The organism is Variovorax paradoxus (assembly GCF_024734665.1).
Classification (GTDB): domain Bacteria; phylum Pseudomonadota; class Gammaproteobacteria; order Burkholderiales; family Burkholderiaceae_C; genus Variovorax.
Window position 1 is genome coordinate 5,175,835 of record NZ_CP102931.1, and the last position, 18,366, is coordinate 5,194,200.

At 69.2% G+C, this 18,366-nt stretch carries 15 protein-coding genes; 7 read left to right on the plus strand and 8 right to left on the minus strand.

Annotation, left to right across the window (positions count from 1 at the left end; genetic code table 11):
* Positions 1 to 35: 35 nt before the first annotated feature.
* On the minus strand, positions 36 to 1,331 hold the full coding sequence (locus NWF24_RS24485; protein ID WP_375338488.1) for an alpha/beta hydrolase family protein: 1,296 nt from the start codon (positions 1,329 to 1,331) through the stop codon (positions 36 to 38).
* Positions 1,332 to 1,381: 50 nt separating this feature from the next.
* On the minus strand, positions 1,382 to 4,117 hold the full coding sequence (locus NWF24_RS24490) for a tannase/feruloyl esterase family alpha/beta hydrolase (RefSeq protein WP_258350810.1): 2,736 nt from the start codon (positions 4,115 to 4,117) through the stop codon (positions 1,382 to 1,384).
* Positions 4,118 to 4,235: 118 nt separating this feature from the next.
* Between NWF24_RS24490 and NWF24_RS24495 the strand changes: the two genes are divergently transcribed.
* Positions 4,236 to 5,156, plus strand: a complete 921-nt coding sequence (locus NWF24_RS24495) for a LysR family transcriptional regulator (RefSeq protein WP_258350811.1) — start codon at positions 4,236 to 4,238, stop codon at positions 5,154 to 5,156.
* Positions 5,153 to 6,142: a Bug family tripartite tricarboxylate transporter substrate binding protein gene (locus NWF24_RS24500; RefSeq protein WP_258350812.1), complete on the plus strand. Its 990-nt coding sequence runs from the start codon at positions 5,153 to 5,155 to the stop codon at positions 6,140 to 6,142. The genes NWF24_RS24495 and NWF24_RS24500 overlap by 4 nt, the downstream gene beginning before the upstream one ends.
* Here the strand turns inward: NWF24_RS24500 and NWF24_RS24505 are convergent, their stop codons facing one another.
* Complete coding sequence (locus NWF24_RS24505) at positions 6,143 to 6,706, minus strand: putative glycolipid-binding domain-containing protein (protein WP_258350813.1); 564 nt, start codon at positions 6,704 to 6,706, stop codon at positions 6,143 to 6,145.
* Between the two features lie 96 nt (positions 6,707 to 6,802).
* On the opposite strand from NWF24_RS24505, the gene NWF24_RS24510 reads away from it, so the two are divergent.
* From NWF24_RS24510 to NWF24_RS24530, 5 genes are all read left to right on the plus strand, one after another.
* Positions 6,803 to 7,324 carry a C4-dicarboxylate ABC transporter substrate-binding protein gene (locus NWF24_RS24510; RefSeq protein ID WP_258350814.1) on the plus strand — a complete coding sequence of 174 codons (522 nt, stop codon included), beginning with the start codon at positions 6,803 to 6,805 and terminating at the stop codon, positions 7,322 to 7,324.
* Positions 7,325 to 8,812 carry a TRAP transporter large permease subunit gene (locus NWF24_RS24515; protein WP_258350815.1) on the plus strand — a complete coding sequence of 496 codons (1,488 nt, stop codon included), beginning with the start codon at positions 7,325 to 7,327 and terminating at the stop codon, positions 8,810 to 8,812.
* Positions 8,813 to 8,842: 30 nt separating this feature from the next.
* The gene (locus NWF24_RS24520) at positions 8,843 to 9,448 is read left to right on the plus strand and encodes a YiiX family permuted papain-like enzyme (protein ID WP_093075713.1); all 606 of its coding nucleotides are present in this window, start codon (positions 8,843 to 8,845) and stop codon (positions 9,446 to 9,448) included.
* Between the two features lie 119 nt (positions 9,449 to 9,567).
* Complete coding sequence (locus NWF24_RS24525; RefSeq protein ID WP_093049081.1) at positions 9,568 to 10,761, plus strand: Y-family DNA polymerase; 1,194 nt, start codon at positions 9,568 to 9,570, stop codon at positions 10,759 to 10,761.
* A gap of 7 nt (positions 10,762 to 10,768) precedes the next feature.
* On the plus strand, positions 10,769 to 11,452 hold the full coding sequence (locus NWF24_RS24530) for a TIGR02117 family protein (protein ID WP_258350817.1): 684 nt from the start codon (positions 10,769 to 10,771) through the stop codon (positions 11,450 to 11,452).
* A 10-nt stretch (positions 11,453 to 11,462) separates the two neighbouring features.
* Here the strand turns inward: NWF24_RS24530 and NWF24_RS24535 are convergent, their stop codons facing one another.
* The 5 genes from NWF24_RS24535 to NWF24_RS24555 all read right to left on the minus strand — a co-directional run bounded on the left by NWF24_RS24535 (position 11,463) and on the right by NWF24_RS24555 (position 18,284).
* On the minus strand, positions 11,463 to 12,503 hold the full coding sequence (locus NWF24_RS24535) for a purine-nucleoside phosphorylase (RefSeq protein ID WP_258350818.1): 1,041 nt from the start codon (positions 12,501 to 12,503) through the stop codon (positions 11,463 to 11,465).
* A gap of 98 nt (positions 12,504 to 12,601) precedes the next feature.
* Entirely contained in the window at positions 12,602 to 13,282 is a 681-nt protein-coding gene (locus NWF24_RS24540) for a hypothetical protein (protein ID WP_258350819.1), read from the minus strand.
* A gap of 126 nt (positions 13,283 to 13,408) precedes the next feature.
* A complete protein-coding gene (locus tag NWF24_RS24545; RefSeq protein WP_258350821.1) occupies positions 13,409 to 14,923 on the minus strand; it encodes a class I adenylate-forming enzyme family protein in 1,515 nt (504 codons plus the stop codon).
* Between the two features lie 3 nt (positions 14,924 to 14,926).
* A complete protein-coding gene (locus tag NWF24_RS24550) occupies positions 14,927 to 15,913 on the minus strand; it encodes a Bug family tripartite tricarboxylate transporter substrate binding protein (RefSeq protein WP_258350822.1) in 987 nt (328 codons plus the stop codon).
* A 43-nt stretch (positions 15,914 to 15,956) separates the two neighbouring features.
* A complete protein-coding gene (locus NWF24_RS24555) occupies positions 15,957 to 18,284 on the minus strand; it encodes an acyl-CoA dehydrogenase (RefSeq protein WP_258350823.1) in 2,328 nt (775 codons plus the stop codon).
* Between the last annotated feature and the right edge of the window lie 82 nt (positions 18,285 to 18,366).

Consider the following 18,366-nt stretch of genomic DNA (forward strand, 5'->3'; position numbering starts at 1 on the left):
CGAGACGTTGGAAAAAAGAGGATGAAAAAAGTAGATCAGGGCGCGCGTGACGGCACGCGGCTTTCGAGCGCGGGCGGCTGCCACGTGGGCTGGATGTGGCAGCCGTTCTTGCCGTCGGCATCGTAGCGTGGCATCAGCGACTTGCAGCGCTGCGCGAGGCTTTCGGGCGTGGGCTTCTCGACCTTGTCGATCCAGTCGAGCAGCGCGGCAAAGAGCGCGGGGTATTCCGAATCGCTGAGGTAGCTGTGCTCGCGTTCGTTGCTGAAGCTCTGCACCAGCAGGTCGCCGGTGCCGGCCGCGTCGCGGATGCGGCGGTAGGAGTTCTCCAGCTCGACGAAAGCGGTTGGATCGTCGATGGCATGCAGGCCCACGGTGGGTAGCGCGGTGCGGCCAGTGGGCTGGCTGTCGGCCGCCAGCGCGCCCTTGGCCTGCGGGTCGGCCGCGTAGCGCGCCACGCCGGCATTGAGCGCCGCATCATCAGCCGAGCCGCTGTAGACCACGCCGATGTTGCCGAAGGGGTTGCGGCCGTTCAGGCGTTTCTGCACCAGGTCCTGGAACAGCCAGGTCGCCCATGTGAGGTGACCCACCAACGAGCGCTCCTGGATCTTCACGACCGAGAGAATGGTCTTCAGCTTCGCCGCCTGCTCGGGCGTGCGCTGCGCGGCGGGCAAGCCGACGCCGGTGCATTCCTTCACGCGTTCTGCGAGGTCGGCGCGCGTGAGCTTCGAGTCCATCGGCAGGCCCATCCACAGCGGGTACTGCGGCTCGTCGGGGCGCGGGTGGTTGCGGCAGACGTACTGGTACACCACGCGCAGGTCGAGCCGGAAGTCGTAGGCGCTGTTGCCGCCGCCGAGCACGCCGCTGGTCAGCAGCAGGCCGTCGTACGGGCTCTTCGCGCTGCCCGCCGGCGCATACAACTCGGCCGCCTTCGCCGCCACGCCCGCGCCGTAGCTCTGCCCGTGCAGCAGCGTGCGGCGCGGTTGCCCGAAGTGGCTCACGAAGATCTGGCGCAGCCGCTCGGTGTCTTCGGCCGACATGGTCACGCCGTAGCCGCCGCGCCGGTAGGTGGAACCGGCCCAGGCGTAGCCGGCCTTCACGGTGACGGCCCAGCGCTTGAGGTCTTCCGCGCTGCGCTCGAGCTTGGGCGGTCCGGTCTCGGGGCCGCCATGGGCATGCATGACGAGGACGCCGCGGTTCCAGTCCTTCGGGATCGCTATCCAGTAGAGGGCGCCCGTGCCGTCCTCACCTGTGTAGCAGCGCGCGGCCTCGGGCACCGGCGCGGGGCAGGTGGTGGCCTTGGGTGTGGTCGCCGCCGCATGCGCGGACAGCATCGGCGCAGCGCCGATCAGTGCGAATGCCGCGAGGCTGGACAGTCGTTTTTTCAATGGCGTACTCCGAATTCGAGCGCCGCGTTCGCTCCCGGGTCGGAAACGAAGGCGAGAACGCCGCTGTTGAAGATGAAATTGCCTGGTCGGCCCGCATCGGCCTGCACCGCACCCAGCACGGGCGCGTCGTAGCTCAGCACCGCGGCCGCACCCGCCAGATTGAAACCGTTGCCGGCCACCGTGGCATCGTGGTTCTCGCCCTTGACACTGACCAGCGCATAGCTCCCGTCGGCCGTGCCCGGCGTCAGGCTCTGCTGCAGGCCGAACACACGCAGCCCCGCGTTCGCGGCCGACTCGCGCACCAGGTGCACCGGCACGGCCACGCCGTTGACCAGGCCGATCACCATGGAGCCGGTGAGCGTGCCGCCGGTGGTCACGGCGCTGCCCGTGGGCGAGGTGGTGAACAGGTCGAACGAGGCGCGCGTGGTGTTGTAGGCAACGTAGCCCTTCTCGGTCTGCGTGCAGTTGGCGTCGTAGATCATGAAGCCGCCCGACACCGGGTCGCGGCAGTACTGGAAGGTGCCCGCATTGCGCAGGCGCACCGCCAGCGACTGCGCGCTGGTGCCGCCCGTGCCCTGCTGCACGCCCACCGCGTTGAAGATGTTCGCCACCGACTTGAAGTCGCCCGACACCGGCGCCGCCGCGAAGGTGTTCTGGAACGCCACCAGGGGCGCGAAGCCGCCGCCGCTGGGCGCGTTCACGCCGCCCGACACCACGCCGCCGGGCCCAAAGCTGAACACCGCGCCGCTCTCGGCGCTCGAATAGCTGCAGTTGCCCTCGGCAATGAGCGAGCCGGTGCGCTGCGTGCCCACGGTGCGCTGCAGGCTGGCGTCGATGGTTATGGCGTAGGTCATGGCGGCGGGGTCGATCTGCACGCGCAGCTCTTCGCCGAAGCTGTTGCCGCCCTTGTAGCTGGTGACGGAGGCGGGCAGGTTCGGGCAGGCCAGCGGGTCGCCGACCTCGGTCACGCAGCTGTAGTTGACGGCCGCGTCGAGGCTGCCGCTGCCGCGGTACTTGGGCCATGCCGGGAACTGGCACAGCGGGCGCGTGCGGCCGTAGGTGCCGGCCACCGCGTCGGCCGCGATGCCGGTGGCGGGCGCAAGGCCGCCCTCCACCCAGCCTTCGAGCGCGGCGAGCGAGTCCCAGTTGGGAATGAAGCTGCCGGTGCCGTGGCCCATGCCGGGCACGGTGTAGAAGCGCATGCCCTGGTCGACCGCCGCCTGGCCCAGCGTGGCGACGACCTGCTTGTAGTAGTCGATGGTCGAGTTGTTGCTGATCACCTCGTCGGCCAGCCCGTGCAGCATGATGAGCCGGCCGCCATGGCCGAAGAACGGCGCCAGGTTGGGATTGGTCGCGTCCGTGAGGCTCGATACCTCGGTCACGCGTGCGGCGTAGGCGCCCGGGTCGAGCGGATCGAAGGTGAGCGAATCGAAGGTATCGATGCGCGTCACGAAGTACTTCACCCACTGGTCGCCGGTGACGTACATGTTGGCGTCCAGCGAGGTGGCCGGGTTGCCCGGCACGGCGCGCGTGCCGAGGTCGCGCGTGGTGTACGGGCCGGCCACCAGCGTGCCTTCGAGGATGTTGTAGCCGCCCGCTCGCCTCACTCCATTGACCAGCGAGTAGGTCGTGAAGTCCAGCGGGTTTTCAATGGCGCGCACGGTGTCGAGCTGCGCGTCCGACAGGCAGGTGTTGCCCGTGTCCGTACCGCCGGGGCAGCGCAGCGAGGCCAGGATCTGCGTGTTCAGCAGGCGGCAGCTCTCCACGTTGCTGATGAGGTTGTCGGCTGCGCCGTCGAGCTTGTCGCAGGCGTTCATCACGGTCTTCTGCACCAGCAGCGTCTTGGTCACGTTCATCCAGCCCGCGCCGCCGTTGCGGTACAGGGCGCGGCCCACGGCCACGTTCGACAGGCGCGTGCCGGTGTAGTTGAGCGCGGGTTCGTTGGCGATCACGCCGTCGTAGTCGAGCGGCCAGCGCTGGATGTAGCTCAGCGCGTCGCGCCCGCCGGTCGAGGTGCCGAGAAAGTAGGCGTGCTTGGGCGCCATGCCGTAGCGCGCGAGCACCAGCGCCTGCGCCACGTCGCGCGTCTTCTTGAGCGAGAGGCCGCCGTAGTTGGCCAGCTGCTCGTCGTTGGCCGCGAACTTGCCGTCGGTGATGCTGCCCGACTGGTGGCCCGAGTCGTCGCCGTAGGTGGCGTAGCCCAGCGCCAGCGGCGCGGGCTTGTCGGCGGGGCCGAAGCGGATGACCTCGGTGCCGTCGATGAGCACGCCGTCGAAGCCGCCGCCGCCGAAGTGAATGGTCTTCTGGTTCCACTTCTCGGGCAGGTTCACCGCGAAGTTGATGACCTGCGAAGCGGGGTCCACCGGCTGGATGGTGCCGCGCACGCGGCAGTAGTCGCCGAGCGTGTTGCCCACGTCGCCGGCGGCCACGGGCGTGGCGCTGGTGACGGTGGCGCCTTGCGTGGGCAGGCTGATGAGCGAGGCGGGCAGGCTCTTGCCCGACAGGTCGGCACAGGAGACGACCGGCTGCACGGGCGGGGGCGGCGGGTTGTCGGGAGGGTTGTCGGCGGGCGGGTTATTGCCGTCGCTGGCGGGCGGGGTTGTGGGCAGGATCGGGAGGAAGCCGGCACCGCCGCCTCCCCCACCGCCGCCACCACAGGCGGCAAGGATCAGCGAAATACCGATCGTGCAAAGGACGGCACGAAACATCGAGGCGGGGCGCGTTGTGCGCATGGATTTGTCTCCGGCATGCGGCCTCGGTGGGCCGCTTTTTGAATAGGCGGCCGGACGATAGATTCAGGGTGACTTAGGGTCAAATAAAATAACAAGGCACTCTTCATACAAAAAAAATATGGACATACGGGCACTGCGCTACTTCGCCGCCGTCGCGGAGACCGGCCACATGACACGCGCGGCCGAGCAGTTGGGCATCCAGCAGCCGCCGCTGAGCCAGCAGATCAAGGCGCTCGAGCGCGAGCTGGGTGTGCTGCTGTTCCGTCGCCATCCGCGCGGCGTGGCGCTCACCGATGCGGGCCGCCTCTTCCAGACCGAGGCACTGCGCATGCTGCAGGACATGGACGCCATGAAGCAGCGCATGGCGCGCGTAGCCAAGGGCCAGGCCGGCACGCTCGCGGTCGGCTTCACCAGCTCGGCCGCGGCGCATCGCTTCATGCCCGAGGCGCTGCGCGAGTTCCGCCGCGCGTACCCAGCGGTGGAGCTTCAGCTGCGCGAAGACAACGCCGCCGAACTCACTGAGGCATTGGCCGCGGGCCGCCTGCATTGCGGCCTGCTGCGCGTGCCGGTCGCGCGGCCCGAGGGGCTGGTGTTCGAGACGCTGCTGCGCGAACCTGTGCTCGTGGCCATGCCCAGCGACCATCGCCTTGCCCTGGGCCGCAACAAGGCTTCGCGCCCACTGCCGCTCGCGAAGCTGTGCGAGGAAGGCATCATCCTCGTGCGCCGCCCGGGCGCGCCCGGCCTCTATGCCGACCTGCTCGCGCTGTGCCATGCCAAGGGCTTGCGCCCGCGCGTGGTGGCCGAAGTCGATCGCATGATGACCAACCTGAACCTTGTTGCAGCCGGAGTCGGCCTGTCGGTGGTGCCCGCCTCCATGACCGGCGTGCACGCACACGCCATCGCCTATGCGCGGCTGGCCGATGGCGGCCAGCTCGATGCACCGCTCACGCTGGTGTCGCGCGTCGAGGAAGACAACCTGCCGGCGCAGCATTTCGCGGAGCTGCTGCGCAGGCTGGCTGTCGAAAATCCTGGGTCATGAGCTTGCTGCGGCGCCGTCATTTCATCCAGCGCGCGGGCGGCGCGCTCGCGGCGATGTGCGCGCTGCCGGGGGTGTTGCATGCCGCGCCGTGGCCAAGCCGACCGGTGCGCCTGATCGTGGTCTACCCGCCCGGCGGCGTGAGCGACGGCATGGCGCGTGTGCTGGCAGAGCCGCTGGCGCAGTCGCTCGGCGTACCGGTGCTGATCGAGAACCGTCCCGGCGCAGGCGGCAGCCTCGGCATGGACGCACTCGCGCGCGCCACACCCGATGGCTGCACGCTGGCCTTCTCCGCCATCAGCCCGCTCACGCTTCACCCGCTGCTGGCACGCGTGCCCTACGACCCGCAGCGCGCCTTCGTGCCCGTGGCCAGCGTGATGCGCACGCCCGTACTGGTGGTGGGCACGCCGGCCTTCACGGGACACGGCTTCGGCGAGCTGATCGCGCAGGCGCGCCGGCAACCGGGCGAGGTGCGCTGGGCCACATCGGGCGTAGCGACCATCGGCCACCTGGTGCTGGCGCAGGTGCGCGTGCAAAGCCGCACCGACATCACGCACATCCCCTACCAGGGCGGCGGACCGCAGCTCAACGATGCGCTGAGCGGACAGTTCGAAGTGCTGTCGACCAACGTTGCGGCGCAGCAGCTGCAGTACATCGAAGGCGGGCGCTTCCAGGCGCTTGCAGTAGGCGCGCCTGCACGCATCGAGGCACTTCCCGCGGTGCCTACGCTTGCGGAATTGGGCTTCGAGAAGGCGAACCGCGATTCGCTCTTCGGCATCTTCGCACCCGCGCGCACGCCGGTGGCGGTGGTGCAGCGGCTCAATGCGGAGATCAATCGCGTGCTGGATAGCGGCGCGGTGCGTGCGCGGCTGCGTGGGGCCTACAACCTGCCGGCTGGTGGCGGCATGGATGACTTCACTCACGAGATAGCGCTCGACCGGCGGCGCAATCGCGAACTGGTCGCGGGCGACCGCTCGCAGTTCGACTGACTACTTCTCGGCGATCCAGAGCCGCGGGTAGTCGCGCACGAAACCGTCTTCCGTCACGCTCAACGTCGCCGCGTAGTCGAAGCGCTTCGCCTCGTAGGCATATTCGCTCTCGCTGCGCCGCTCATAGCGCTGCGCCAGCTCGCTCAGCACGCCGCCACCGTCCAGGTCGACCCAGGCCGCCGGCGCATCGGCACCCTCGCTCTTCGCGAGGTTGAGCCGTCGCAGCTGCAGCAGGTTGGTGGCGGGCGTGAAACCCAGGTCGAGATCCACGCAGTGCGACAGGTCGGGCACGGCCTCGTCGTTGAGCTTCCAGTGGCCGCGCGCGTCGCGGGCAATCGACAGGTCGACGGCCGCGTCGCCTAGCCAGCCGCGCACGGTGCCCCATTGGGTGTGCCAGTGCAGGTCGCAGCGCACGCGGTAGTGCAACTGGCCGATGCGACCGTCTTCCTGTCGGAACACGGCCGCGCCATCGAGTTGCCAGGCCGAGGCATTGCGTTCTAGACGGCAGGCGTCGTGGCCCGGTACATCGAGCCTGCGCCAGAGGATGGAGGCGACTGTTTGCATGGCGCGGATGATGGCACCGGCATGCTGCACCGCGCAAGCAATGACCCGCCACGCCCGCAGGTGGTGGTCAGGTTCCGGGAAGACGATCGGCGTCGCATGACACCGCCACCGGCCGACCTTCCAGCCCCTCCCCCGCCGCCTGCGCCGCGCTGGCTCGACTGGATCGACCGCGCGGCGATGCCCTTTGCCATTGCCATCGCCCTGCTGCTGTTCGCCCAATGGCCGCTGCGCGACCTGGCCGGCTCGGGCAATGGGCCGACGCAGGCCAACGACCTCGCGCAGTGGCTGTTCGCGCTGTACGTGGCCGTGGCGCTGCGGCACGCCGGGCGCCGCGGCGCGCACCTCGTGGCGCGGCCGGACCTGGCTGCCGACACCAGCGGGCGCTTTGCAGGGGCACGCCGCATCGGCGCGGCGCTGTGCGTGCTGCCGTGGGCGGTGTTCCTTATCTTGACGGCCACGGTGCCGGTGTGGCGCTCGGTGGCTGCGTTCGAGCTGTTCCCCGACACCTTCAACCCCGGCTATTTCATGATCAAGGTGGCACTGCTGCTGCTCGCGGTGTTGCTGGCGGTGCAAAGCGCGCTCGATCTCTGGCACGAACTTCACCCCCCCGGGCGCTGAATGGCCTGGCTCGGACTCGCCCTGCTTGCGCTGGCCCTGGCGCTGATGATGACCACCGGCTGGCCGACCTACGCCGTGCTGCTGGGCGTGTGCACGCTGGGCGCTGTGGCCGGGCTGGCGCTGGGCGCGTTCGATGCGGCGCTGCTGCAGAACCTGCCGTGGCGCATCGTCGGCCTGCTGGAGCACGACCTGCTTCAGGCGCTGGCGCTCTACGCGCTGGTGGGCGCGCTGCTCAACCGGCTGGCGCTGGCCGAGCACCTGTACAACGGCTTGCGCAAGGCGCTGGCCTTCGTCGCCCCGCGCGCCGCATCTGAGCTGGCCGGCATGGTGCTGGGCCTGCTGCTCGCGCCGATGAACGGCTCGGTCGGCGCCAGCCTGCTGACGCTGGCGCGCACGGCTGGCAAGGGCTGGGCAGCCGAGGGCCTGCCCGCTGCACAACGCACCGCGCTCGTGGCCGTGACCAGCACGCTGGGCGTGATCGTGCCGCCCTCGCTGGTGTTGCTGCTGCTCGGCGACGCGATGCTGCGCGCCCACACCGAGGGCGTGAACATGGCGCGTACGCTGGCGCTGCCCACGGCTGCCGCCAACCGCATCGTCAACACACAGGACATCCTGCAGGCCGCGCTGGTGCCGGCAGCGGCGCTGCTGCTAGGCTGGCTCGCGGTTGCGTGGTTCGGCGCGCGGCGCAACAAGCCCGCCGCCACTGCAGCACCGCGCGAACCGATGGCGCCGCGCGAAGGCTGGACGCTGCTGCTCGTGCCCCTGCTGATCGGCGCTTTGCTCGTGCTGGTCACGCTGGGCAGGGTGCGCGCGGTCGAGGGCGCGGCCGCCGCCTGCGTGCTGCTGCTCGGCTGGGGCATCGTGTCACGCCAGCTCACGCGAGCGGTGCTGTGGCAGGTGCTCGACGACGCGATGGCGCTCACCGGCGCGCTGTATGCGCTGCTGGTGGCGGCCACCACTTTCTCGCTGCTGCTGCGCGGCTTCGGCACCGACGGGCTGATCGCGCGGCTCATGCTGTCGCTGCAGGGCCACCCCATGGTCGGGCTCATGGCGGTGCTGGCCGTGCTGCTGGCCTGCGCCTTCGTGCTCGACGCCTTCGAGTTGATCTTCCTCATCGTGCCCATCGTCATGCCGCCGGTGCTCGCCCAGCTCGACGACGCCGCATGGATCGCCACGCTGACCCTGCTAGTGCTGCAGGCCGGCTTCCTGCTGCCGCCTTTTGGCTATGCGCTGGTGCTGGCACGCGGGCAGGTCGCGCCGCGCCCGCCGGTGGCTGCCGTGGCGCGGGCACTGGCGCCTTACCTGGCGGTGCTCGCCACCGTGACCGCGCTGGTGATGGCGCTGCCCGAGACCACGCGCTGGCTGCGCACCTCGCCAACCGCGCTCGCGCCCGCCGAGCCGATGAACGATGAAGCGGTGGACCGTCTGATGCGCGAGATGGCGCCGCCCGACACCGGCGACAGCGCCGCTCCACCAGAGGAGAAATAGCGCCGCGGCATGCCGCACAATGCGCGGCGTATGACATTCAAGCTCCCCGTCGCGCTCGCGCTCGTCCTGTCCTCCAGCGCCAGCCACGCGGCGGCGTTGAAAGACGGCGACATCATCTTCCACACCTCGCGTTCGGCGCAGAGCATCGCGGTGCAGCGCGCCACCGGCTCGCGCTACAGCCACATGGGCATCGTGCTGTTGCGGGGCGGCAAGCCTTATGTGTTCGAGGCGGTGTCGACGGTGCGCTACACGCCGCTTGCGCAATGGACCGCGCGCGGCAACGGCGGGCACTACGTGGTGAAGCGGCTGCGCAATGCCGACACGCTACTGACACCAGGCGCAGTGGCCAAACTGCGCGCGGGCACCTCTGACTTCGAAGGGCGGCCCTACGACCTGACCTTCGAATGGTCCGACAAGCGCATCTACTGCTCCGAACTCGTGTGGAAGCTCTACCAGCGCGCGCTGGGCGTGCGCATCGGCGAGCTGCAGAAGATCCGCGAATTCAACCTGGGCGACCCTGCGGTGCGCGCCAAGATGCGCGAGCGCTATGGCGACAAGGTGCCGATGGACGAGCCGGTGATCTCGCCGGTGGCGATGTTCGAATCGCCGCTGCTCGTGACCGTCGAAACCCGCTGACCGGATCTCCCCCGCACGGGCACACGCCGCCCGACCGCGAGACAATCGTGGCCGTGAGTTCACAGACCCAGCCACCGTCACCTGCGACACCGCCGATCCGCCGCATCGCGCACCTCGACATGGACGCCTTCTACGCGTCGGTCGAGCTGCTGCGCTATCCGCAGCTCAAGGGCCTGCCGGTGGTGATCGGCGGCGGGCGGCGGCGCGTGGACGAAGCCATCCGCAACCTGCCCGAGGGCGGCACGCTGGCCGACATTCCGGTCGAGTCCTTTCCGCTGCTGAAGGACTACACCGGCCGCGGCGTGATCACCACCGCCACCTACCCGGCGCGGCAGTTCGGCGTGGGCTCGGCCATGGGGCTCATGAAGGCGGCCAAGCTGTGCCCGCAGGCCATCATCCTGCCGGTGGACTTCGACGAGTACCGGCGCTATTCGCGCGCCTTCAAGAACCTCATCCTGGAGGTCGCGCCGCTCATGGAAGACCGCGGCGTGGACGAGGTGTACATCGACTTCACCGACGTGCCCGGCGGCCAGCGCGACGGCGGGCGCTCGCTGGCACGACTGCTGCAAAAAGCCATCTTCGATGCCACCGGCCTGACCTGCTCCATCGGCGTGGCGCCCAACAAGCTCATCGCCAAGATGGCGAGCGAGTTCAACAAGCCCAACGGTATCTCCATCGTCTACGAGGACGATCTCGAATCGCGCATCTGGCCGCTGCCCTGCCGCAAGGTGAACGGCATCGGCCCCAAGGCCGACGAGAAGCTCAAGCGCTTCGGCATCGAAACGGTGGGCCAGCTCGCGGCGCGCGACCGCGACTGGCTCATTGCCACCTTCGGCAAGGCCACCGGCGCATGGATGCACGAGGTGGCCTGGGGCCGCGACAACCGGCCGGTGGTGACCGAGAGCGAGCCCGTGTCGATGAGCCGCGAGACCACCTTCGACCGTGACCTGCACGCGGTGCGCGACCGCGCCGAGCTGGGCGCGATCTTCACGCAGCTGTGCGAGCAGCTCGCCGCCGACCTGCAGCGCAAGGGCTACGTGGGCAAGACCATCGGCATCAAGCTGCGTTACGACGATTTCAAGATCGCCACGCGCGACCAGACCATCGACCGCTTCACGGACGACGCGAAGACCATCCGCCACACGGGCGGTCTGTGCCTCAAACGCGTGCCGCTGGAGCGCCCGCTGCGCCTCCTGGGCGTGCGCGTAGGCGCGCTGGCAAAGGCGGGCAGCCCCGAGGCGCTGGCGCCCGCCGGGGCCGGTGCGCATCGCGCCGCGTCGGAACCGGCGGCGACCACCGCGTCGCTGTTCTGAACACGCCATGGTGAAACGCTGGCTGCGGCGCATCGCCTTCACGCTGCTGGGCTTCGTTGCGCTGGTCGGCCTCTACGTGGCCACGGCCTGCGTGCTGGTGTTCTGGCCGGCCAATGCGAAGCCATCGAACGATGCAACCGCCGACGTGCAGGCCTGGGTGCTGAGCAACGGCGTGCACACCGACTACGTGTTCCCCATCCGATCGGCCACCGTCGACTGGCTGCAGGTGTTCCCGCTGAAAGACTTCAAGGCGCCACCGCCCGATGCCGAGTTCATCGCCATCGGCTGGGGCGACCGCGAGTTCTACCTGAACACGCCCACCTGGGGCGACCTGACGGCGGCGCGCGCCTTCGGGGCTCTGTCGGGCGGCAACCGCGCGCTGATGCATGTGAGCTACCTGCGGCGCAACCAGCTGGGGCGCGGCGCCTACAGCCTGCCGCTCTCGCAGGCGCAGTACGCGCAACTGGCCGGCTACGTGCGCGCCACGCTGCCCTCGGGCCAGGCCACGCCCATTGCGGGCGCGCACTACGACAGCCAGGACGCCTTCTACCAAGCCGAAGGCGGCTACAACCTCTTCGAGACCTGCAACACCTGGACTGGGCGCGGTCTGCGGCGCTCGGGCGTCACCGTCAGCCGCTGGACGCCCTTCGACTTCACGGTGACCTGGCACCTGAAGCCGGCACGGCCCTGAGCGACGAAGCTCAAGGCTTGGGCACGCCGGCCGACCACTGCGGCCAGTTCGCAACGATGTGATCGACCACGCGGCTGCCCACCAGCTCGATGTTTTCCACCGTCTCGGCAAAGCCGCCGGCCGTTTCGCCCGGTGCAGGGTCCAGGTGCTGCAGCGTGGTTTCCTTCGGGCTGCCCTGGTCGAAGTTGACGGCGCCGCGCAGGCTCATCACGCGGTCGGTGCCGTGGGTACGCTTGATCACGAGGGTGATGGCGGCCGCTTCCATTTCGGTGATGACGTAGTCGTCGGCACCGTAGAGCTTGGCGATGTACTGCGCCTGCTTCGACATGCCGGGGCCGTGGAAGAAGGTGTCGCCGGTCATGTGCGTGCCGGTGCCCACGAAGGGCGCGCGGCGGGCCGCAGCGTCGGGGTAGCGCAGGCGGTACTTGCGGGCCGAGTCGGCATCTTTCAGCGGCGTGTCGGCCGAAAGCTTCATGGCCCAGCCCACGAGGTCGGGGTTGAGCTTGAAGCGGCGGTATTCCTCGTAGCCCTTGCGCGGCATGAAGGTCGGCTCGCCGGGCTTGTTCTCTTCGGGGGCCCAGCGGTGGCCCAGGTCGTAGTCGACCAGCCAGGTGGCCCAGCTCACTTCGCCGATGGTTCCGCGCGAGGGCGGCGTGCCGGCCACGCCCGAAATCACGTAGTAGCTCTGCGAGAAGTCGAACTGCGGGTTCAGCAAGATCGCCTGCATCGACGACGACGAGTTGACCTTGCCCATGCCGAGCACCGCGCCGCACACGCCGTCGGTGTTGCAGTACACGGGCTGCAGCGCACCGGGCACCGCAATGGGCTTGGCGCCCTTCCAGTAGCGCTCGTACCAGTGCTGGAACTCGCCGGCACGGTCGCCGGTGTTCTGGCCGATCTCGAACATGGCTGCGACGAAAACCTTGACCTTCACCGGCGCGGTCGAAGCGGTGGGGGTGGAGGAAGTGGAAGCACAGGCCGTGAACAGCAGCGCCGCGGCGGGCACAACCAGCCAGCGGGCAGCGAAAAGTGAGGACTTGAAGAAAGTCATTCTGGAACCCGATCAAAAGGAAAACACGGCCAGGCAGGAGCAACAAGCGCGCCCGGCCCGCAGCCCGGGATTGTCCGCCGATGTGGGAGAAAGAAGGCTCAGTTGCCAGTCGCGAGCACGAGGCGCACGCTGTCGCCATCCAGCGCCACGGCGTAGCCAAGGTCTTCGGCCAGGTTCTGCAGCGCGACGGCATCGATGGCCAGGGCGCGCGGTGCGCGGTGCGCGTCGAGCACGGCGGGCGTGCCGCCGGGTTCGCGCGGCAGGGCCGTGAGGCGCAGTGCATTCGCGCCATCCGCCTCGACACGGATCGCCCCTGCCTCGGCCGCGCCGTCGTGCAGGTAGCCCAGCGCCCCGAGGAACAGGTAGCGCAGCGCGGCCGCGGCAGGCCAGCGGTGCTCGTCTTCCTGCGGATCGAGCGAGGCATCGGCGTCGAGCGACACGCCGTGCAGATCGAAGGCCGAGCGCATCAGCGCCACGCATTGCGCCACCAGCGCGCTGCGGGTAATGCCGTCGTCGGTGGTGGCCAGTTCCCAGTCGCGCAGCGAGCGGATGGCTTCGATCAGCTCCGACACCTGGTTGTCGATCAGCGCCACCCGCTCCTCGCAGGCCGCGGCGTCGATGGTGGCGGCGCCAACCTGCCGCTTGAGCATCAGCAGCGCCATGCGGATCACCGAGACGGGTGCCGCCATGTCGTGCCGCAAGGCGGGCAACGCGCGTGTGAGCAGTTCGTGGCGCACGCCGGCGGCGATCCAGCTGCGCGCGCTGGGCGAGGCCTTCATTGCGCAGCAGCCACGGGCGTCGGGTTCATCGGCACGGTCACGAGGTACTTCCTGAAACGGGGGAGTTAACAAGTATCGTGCCCGCCCCCGGGTGCGGGTGTAGGAGCGTGCCTACGATGGCCCCGCTCACCGGTTGGGAATGTCCGAAAACGGCGCGCAACGCGCCTGCAATTCGCGCTTGAGCAGCTTCCCGTTGGCCGTGGTGGGCATCGCATCGATCACCTCGATGCGGGCCGGGCGTTTGTAAGGCGACAGGTGCTCGACAAGGTGCGCGCGCAGAGCCGCTTCGTCGAGCGCGGCGCCGGGCTTCAGCTCGACGAAGGCGACGACCTGCTCGTTGCCATCGGCCTCGGGCACGCCGACCACCGCGCACAGGTGCACGCCGTCGAAACGGCCGATCACCGCCTCGATCTCCGCCGGGTACACGTTGAAGCCCGAGCGGATGATCATTTCCTTCAGCCTGCCGACCACGAACAGCGCACCGTCGCTGCCGAAGCGCCCGAGATCGCCGGTGGCGTACCAGCCGCCGGGGCGCATCACCTGCGCCGTGGCAGCGGCATCGCGGAAGTAGCCGAGCATGAGGCCGGGTCCGCGCAGCCAGATCTCGCCGGTGTCGCCGGGTGCGGCGTCGTTGCCGTCGAGGGTCACGATGCGGGCTTCGCCGCCCTCCACCGCGTAGCCCGCCGAGGTGTCCGCGCGCGGTGATTCGGTGCGCGTGAGAAACACCGAGCCCGCGTACTCGGACAGCCCGTAGCCATAGTGCAGCGGCTGGCCGAACAGCTGCTCCACGCGCTGCTTGAGCGCGGGGTCGAGCGGCGCGGAACCGGTGTACACGTAGCGCAGCTGCGGAAAGCGCGGCTCCACGCGCTCCGCCTCGATGTGAGCCAGCAGGCGCGCATACATCGTCGGCGGCCCGAGCAGGTTCGACACCTGCTCGTGCGCCAGCGCCTGCAGCATATCGGCCGGCGAGAAGCTGCCGCGCAGCACCAGCGCGGCACCGCCCGTGAGCGCGGCCATCAGCACCGTGCCGATGCCGAAGATGTGCGTCATCGGCAGGAAGGCATAGGCGCGGTCATGCTCGCTCAGGGCTCGCACCTGGGCCGAGACGCGGCCGAAATGCAGCAGGCCGCGGTGCGACACCATCACGCCCTTGGGCGTGCCCGAGGTACCGGAAGTGAAGATGATGGCGGCCGTGTCGGCCAATGCCGGATCGGGCTCGGTACGCGCTTCGTCGCGCACCGTCGAGCGCATCACGCCTTCGAGCGCGGAAGACTCTGCACCGGCCCTCCGCGCATGCTTTTCAGCAGCTTCGGACGCCCCGGTCGTGAAGTAGCAAAGCCGAGCATCCGCACGCTCGGCAATGGCCGCGACCTCACCCGGCGACATGCGCGCATTCACGCCGCACGACCACGCCCCGACGCCGCTGCAGGCCATGAGCAACGCGATGTGCGCGGCACAGTTCTCGGCCACCAGCACCACGCGATCGGTCGGCCGCACGCCGGCGACCAGCAGGTCGTTTGTGGCGGCATCGACCATCGATTGCAGCGCCGCATACGTCGTCGTTGCACCGGGTTCGAAAAGAAAGACAGCCTCCGGCGTGCGAGCCGCGCGTGCCTCCAACAACTGATGAATTTTCTGCATCGTCTATTCCGCCTCGATGCCCTTGGACGCCGTCGCCCAGAGCTGGCGGTCTGACTTGCCCTTTGTCGCCAGCAGATCAGCCGCTCCCGACCACACGTCGTAGCCCTGCTCGCGCAGCCGGTGCGCGATGTCCTCGCGCGCCAGCATCTTCTGCGCGGCGGCGTTCATGCGCGCGACCAGCGCCGGGTCCATGCGCGCCGGGCCGTAGAGGCCGAACCAGCCGCCCACGTCGTAGCCGGGCACACCCGACTCGATCATGGTCGGCACATCCGGCAGCATGCGGTTGCGCTGGCGCGAGGTAACGGCCAGCGCGCGCACCTTGCCCGTCTGGATGAAGGGCTTCGAGGTGGCGATGATGTCGAACATCATGGTCACGGTGCCGCCCATCACATCGGCGAGCGCCGGCGCGCTGCCCTTGTAGGGCACGTGCGTGAGCTGCACGCCGGTCATCTTCTCCAGCAGCGCGCCGCTCAGGTGGTTGGACGCGCCCACGCCCGCCGAGCCGTAGAACACCTTGCCGGGCCGCGCCTTCGCGTAGGCCAGCAGCTCGGCGAGGTTGCGCACCGGCACTTCGTTGTTGATGACGAGCACGTTGGTGTAGTCCACCAGCGGTGCGATGGGCGTCAGGTCCTTCATCGGATCGAAGGCCATCTTGCGCTGCACGTTCGGGTTGATGGTGATGGTCGGGCTCGCGCCGAAGAACAGCATCGTGCCGTCGGGCGCGGCCTTGGCCACCGCGTCGCCGCCCAGCGAGCCGCTGGCGCCGGGGCGGTTATCGACGATGACCTGCGTGCCCAGCTCCTGGCTCAGCGCGGGCGCGAGCAGGCGCGCGGCGCCGTCGACCGGGCCGCCGGCGGAATAGCCGACCACCAGCTTGATGAGCGGCGGCAGGGGCTGCTGCGCGAAAGCACGGTGCGGCAATGCGGCCAGCGCCGCGCTGCCTGCCATCGCGGCCATCAGCTGGCGGCGCGAGAAGTGAGTCGATGTCATGAGCGTTGTCTCCTGTTGTGTATTTCTTCGTCGGCTGCATCGCTCAGGCCGGCAGGTCGAGCACCTGCCGCGCGAGGATGTTGCGCTGTATCTCGTTGGTGCCGCCGTAGATCATTGCGGCGGTGGAGCCGATGAGCGAAGAGAGCACGTTGAAGCTCTGCCCGTCGAGCAACTGGTCGCCGGCCACGGCGCCCTGCTCTTCGCCCGCCTCGACCAGCAACGCACCGATGCGGTGATAGGTCTCGCTCGCCCAGATCTTCAGCAGCGACACCGAAGCCGGCAGCGGCTTGCCGGCGCGCACGATGTTCGCGAAGCCCGTGTAGGCGGCCGACAGGTCGAGCACGTCGAGCCGCAGCGCCGCGAAGCGCTGCGCGAACACCGGGTCGGCAAACAGGCGCCGCGCCTGCGCCAGCCGCGCCAACTGGCCCAACGCGTACTGCGACTGCTTGGGGCTGCCCAGGAAGATGCGCTCGAAGCCCAGCAGTGCCTTCGCGATGGTCCAGCCGCCATGCAGCTTGCCCACGAGGTTCTCTGCCGGCACGCGCACGTTGTCGAAGAACACTTCGCAGAACTCGGGTTCGCCGGCCAGTGTGTGAATCGGCCGGATGGTGATGCCCTGCGTGCGCAGGTCGCACAGCAGGAAGCTGATGCCCTCCTGCTTGCGCGCGTCTTTGTCGGTGCGTACGAGCATGAAGATGTGATTGGCGTCCTGCGCGAGCGTGGTCCAGATCTTCTGGCCGTTGACGACGAAATGATCGCCTTGCGCATCGCGCGCAGGCAAGGCTTCGGTGCGCAGGCCCGCCAGATCGGAACCGGCATTGGGCTCCGAATAGCCCTGGCACCAGACATGCTCGCCGCTCAAAATGCGCGGCAGAAAGCGCTGCTGCTGCTCGGGCGTGCCGTGCTGGATGAGCAACGGGCCGATCATCACGATGCCCTGGTCGGGCGCGCGCGCCACGCCGTGCTGCTCCAGCTCCTCGATCCACGCGATGAGCTTGTCCGCCGGCAGGCCCATGCCGCCATGCGCCTGCGGCCACGCGGGCGCGATCCAGCCTTGCGCCGACAGCGTGAGATACCACTCGCGCATCTCGCTCCAGCGCGCGCGATGCGAGAGGTAGCGCAGTTGCGGCGGATAGCGCTGCTGCAGGAAGGCGCGCACCATGTGGCGGAAGTCGGCCTCGGGCATCGCAGACCAATCCGAGGTGCGCGGGAACTCGCCTTGCCACTCGGCAGCACTCACTGTGGCTTCCGCATCACCCGACAGCGACGCATGCCGGCGCTGGTGCGCGCTGACGTTGCCCAGCCAGGCCGACAGGCACAGCACGCGCTTGTAGAACAGGCTCAGGTCGCACTCCTGCGTGTAGCCGATGGCACCATGCAACTGCACGGACGCACGGGAGGCCTGTAGTGCGGCAGCTGTACAGCGCGCGTTGACGCGGCTCGCCTCGGCTTCCATCCGCTCCGCCGGCAAACCCTGTGCCGCCAGAGCCAGCACCTCGTTCAACGTGGCCTGCGCCACTTCGAGGTGGATGAACATGTCGACGCAGCGGTGCTGCAGCGCCTGGAAGCTGCCGATGGGCTTGCCGAACTGCGAGCGGGTGCGCAGGTAGGCCAGCGTCTGCGCCAGCATGGCCTGCCCCGCACCCAGCAGCTCGGCCGATTGCAGGATCTGGCCGGCCGCGAGGGCATGGCGCAGGGCGTCTTGCGCAGCCGGGCCTTCGGCCAGCACTGCGCTACCCGGCAGCGCGACCTGTTCGAAGCGCAGGTTCGATGCCTTGCTGCCATCGACCAGCGGCACCAGCACCTCCGTCACGCCTTCGGTGCCGCGCGGCACCCACAGCAGCACCGCGTCGTCTTCACCGCGCGCCGACACCAGCCAGCCGCTGGCAGCCGCGCCGGGCAGCACCATGAGTTTTTCGCCTTGCAGCAGCACGCCGCCTGTGTGCCCGGGCCGTACTTCGCAGCCGCAGGCCAGCGGCACCGCACTCAGGTCGCCCGCGCTTTCCTGCCACGCCAGCGCAGGCAGGCTGCGGCCCGCGACCAATTCAGCGAGCAGGGCATCCGCGCCCGGCGTGCCGAGCCGCGCCAACAACAGCGCGCTGAGGCCAGCCACGGCCAGCAGCGACTCGGGCGCGACATGCTCACCCGCGGCCCGCAGGATTTCCGCGGCGCCGTCGAGCCCCAACGCGAGCCCGCCAGCCGATTCGGGCGCCAGCATGCCGGGCCAGCCCAGCGCGACGATGTCGCCCCAGCCTTCGGCCTCGTCGGCATCAGGTTGTTCCATGCGCGCGCGCCGCCGCTGGATGGCGCGGCTGCGAACGAAGTAGTCGAGCGCCGATTCGCGCACTGCCGAAAGTGATTCAAGATCCATCGCCGCAGCGTGCCTGAAGACCCCGCCAACGAGCATTTGCATTTGCCGAAGGGAGGGTTTCGCAATCAGAGAACCACCCCGC